At 68.4% G+C, this 3,590-nt stretch carries 2 protein-coding genes; both read left to right on the forward strand.

Annotated elements, in window-relative coordinates; all coding sequences use genetic code 11:
* Window positions 1-297 precede the first annotated feature (297 nt).
* Entirely contained in the window at window positions 298-1,863 is a 1,566-nt protein-coding gene (locus K8V84_RS19750; protein ID WP_304077107.1) for a hypothetical protein, read from the forward strand.
* A gap of 132 nt (window positions 1,864-1,995) precedes the next feature.
* On the forward strand, window positions 1,996-3,590 hold a 1,595-nt coding region (locus tag K8V84_RS19755), incomplete at its 3' end, for a M3 family metallopeptidase (RefSeq protein WP_304077109.1).

The raw sequence follows: 3,590 nt of genomic DNA on the forward strand, positions 1-3,590 counted from the left end.
TGGGCCAAGGGGGCCTCCTGGATGTGGGGGGGCCCCTCATGGAATCAGAGTCCGGGTCCGGCCGATCCAGAGGGTGGGAGATGTCCGAGAGGGGTGGGAGGAGGGCTTGTCGCGCACTTCGGGTACGAGGCCCCCAATCCCCTCCCGAGCCGAATGGTGATCCCGGTGATTTTCGGTGATGAACAGGGACGAATTCGTATAACGCCTGCGTCACAAATGGCCGCCATGCTCATATATCGCCCGAGAACGCGCATCATAAGTCGTTGGCGAGCCGCCGAACAGGAGAGGTGACCACAGATGGCCGACCCGGCCGACGTAGGCGGCGGGAACAGGAAGAGGATCCTGCTGCTGGGCGGTGCGGCGGCGTTGGTCCTCGCCGTCGTGGCGACCGCCCTCATGGTGGGGGATCACTTCACCTGTGGAGGCCCGGGCAGCGGTGTCCGGGAAATCCAGGGCGAGTGCGTCGGCATCACGGACGGCTCCTTCGAATTCGCCGAAGAGTTCGAGCACGTATCCGAGCTCATCCGGGCCGAGAACGAGCGCATCGACGCCCTCGACGACGGGCGGCCCATCGTCCGCGTCGCCTTCCTCGGCACCCTCGGCTTCGAAGAGGTCGGTCCGATGGACCCGACCCGGATGCGCGGGGCCCTGGAGGGCGCCTACACCGCGCAGATCCGCGCCAACGACACCCGCGCCTACGGCGACCCCACCCCCCAGATCCAGCTGGTCCTGGCGAACATGGGCGGTCGACAGGGGTCCTGGGGTCCGGTCGTGCAGGACCTGGTCGCCATGACGCAGGACGAGGAGCGCCCTCTCGTCGCGGTCACCGGTCTGGGGGTCAGTATCGAGTCGACCAGGGACGTCGCCGAGGAACTCCACCGGCACGACATCCCCATGGTCTCCTCCGCGGTCACCGCCGACGGGCTCGCGCACGGTCCGGAGGGTATCGACGACGCCGGAGACGAGGAGAACCCGGCCTTGCCCGGGGTGATCCGGGTGGCGCCCAGCAACAACGAGTACGTCAAGGCGCTGAGGAGCCACCTGGAAGGTCTTGACGAACCCGCCCACGCCGTCATCGTGCACGACCAGACCGAACCCGATCTGTTCGTCTCCACCCTCAAGAGCGCCTACGACGAACATCTGAGCGCGTACACCGAGGGACGCTCCGTCCAGACCTACAGGGGCACCACCGTCGGCGACACCCCGCCCGCCGGTCTGTTCTCCGACGTGTCCGGCAACGTGTGCGCGACCGACGCCGACACCATTCTCTTCGCCGGCCGCGCGCCCGACCTGGACGCGTTCCTGGACAGTCTCAGGTACAGCGTCTGTGACCGTCCGATGCGGGTCCTCTTCGTCTCCACCGGGATGAGCATGCTCAACCAGGAGGAGGAGATGCGGATCGTCGATGAGCAGGACATCACGCTGGTGTACGCCACCGGCGTCGATCCGCGCTGGAACGACGCGTCCGCCGGTTCCCCGGGGGTTCCGGAGGGTTACCCTGCCTTCCGCGACGCCTACCTGGAGCACTTCGGCGAGCAGGACGACGATCTCGAACGACTCGCCAACGGCTACGCGCTGGTCAACCACGACGCCGTCGCGGTGGCCGCCGCGGCCATCCGGATGACCAACGAACAGGGCAGCGAGTCGGTGGCGCCCAGGGCCGAGGCCGTCCGGGACCGGCTCATGCTGCTCAACACCCGGAACAGCCAGGTCACGGCGGGTGGCGGCACACTGAGCTACAGCCCCGAGAGCGCGGGAGAGGCCATTGGGCGGTACGTCCCGATCGTCGAGCTCCCGTTCGACGCCGACGCCGGACCGGAGCCGCAACCGCACGTCATCGCCGCAGGGGAGAGCACGCCCTGAGACACCGTTCGCGGCGGCGTCACCACCGGTGGACACAGGGTAGGCGTGTGACATGCGGCGGGACGCGCGATAGAACAGCACGGACGTCCCCGATGCCGTGATCCGGCGCCGACGAACGAGGAGCACGTTCCCTTGACCGACAACCCGTTCCTGTCACCCAGCACACTGCCCTACGGGCTCCCGGACTTCGCGAGGATCCGCGAAGAGCACTATCGGCCGGCCTTCGACCAGGGCGTGGCCGAGCACCTCGCCGAGGTCGCGGCGATCGTCGCCGACCCGGCCGAACCCACCTTCGAGAACACCATCGCCGCCCTGGAACGCTCCGGACGCACGCTACGGCGGGTCGAGACCGTTCTGCACACTCTCGCCGGTTCGGACGCGACCGACGCCATCCAGGAACTCGAAGCCGAACTCGCCCCCCGTGCCACCCAGCACCAGGACGCCATCCTGCTCGACCGCGGGCTCTGGGAGCGCATCAAGCGGGTCACCACCACCGACCCGGAGGAATCCCGGCTGCTGGAGCGGTACCGTCTCGACTTCGTCCAGGCCGGCGCCGACCTGGACGACGCCGAACAGGAGCGGATGCGCGAACTCAACACCGAGATCTCCGAGCTCGGCACGGAGTTCGCCCGCAACCTGGTCCGGGCCTCCACCGAGTCCGCCCTGGTCACCCGGGACGCCTCTGACCTGGACGGGCTCGACGAGGCCTGGCTCCAGGCCATCGAGAACGATGGCGAATACGTGCTGCCGCTGCTCAACACCACCGTCCAGCCGGCCCTGGCGCGGTTGAACGACCGCGCCACTCGCGAGAAGCTCTACAAGCTCAGCGTGGAGCGTGCCCCGGAGAACCTGGAGATCGCCAAGCGCGTCGCGACGATCCGCGCCGAGCAGGCCAGACTGCGCGGCTACCCCGACCACGCCGCCTACAAGGTCGCGGACCAGACCGCCAAGACCGTCGACGCGGTCGAGGAGCGTCTCGGTCGGTTGGTGGGGCCGGCACGGCGCAACGTCGAACGCGAGGCCGCCGCGCTGGCCGAACACGCCGGTCACGACATCGAGCCGTGGGACTGGCCGTACTACGCCGAGCAGGTTCGTAGGGCCCGCTACGACTTCGACGAGAACGCCCTGCGCCCCTACTTCGAACTGGGTCGGGTGATCGAGGACGGGGTCCTGTACGCGGCCACGCGCCTGTACGGCGTCACCTTCACGGAGCGCTCCGACCTGCGGGGGTACCACCCCGACATGCGGGTGTGGGAGGTCTTCGACGGTGAGGGCGGCGCGCTGGGTCTCTTCCTGTTCGATCCCTACGCCAGGCCGACCAAGCGCGGTGGCGCGTGGATGCACAACCTCGTCGAGCAGTCGTACCTGATGGACGAGCGGCCGGTGGTGGTGAACAACCTCAACATCACCAAGCCGGTGTCGGGTCCGACCCTGCTCACCTTCGACGAGGTGGAGACCGCCTTCCACGAGTTCGGCCACGCCCTGCACGGTCTGCTGTCGGCGGTGCGCTACCCGCGGGTGGAGGGCACGAGCGTGCCGCGCGACTTCGTGGAGTTCCCGTCCCAGGTCAACGAGATGTGGGCGACCTGGCCGGAGATCCTCGCCAACTACGCCAAGCACCACGAGACCGGCGAGCCCGTTCCGGCCGAACTGGTGGAGCGGCTCACCGCGGCGGAGAAGTTCAACCAGGGCTTCTCGACCTTCGAGTACCTGGCCGCCGCGCTGCT

Origin of the sequence: Nocardiopsis listeri, from assembly GCF_020741345.1 — a bacterium.
GTDB classification, from domain to species: Bacteria; Actinomycetota; Actinomycetes; order Streptosporangiales; family Streptosporangiaceae; genus Nocardiopsis; species Nocardiopsis listeri_A.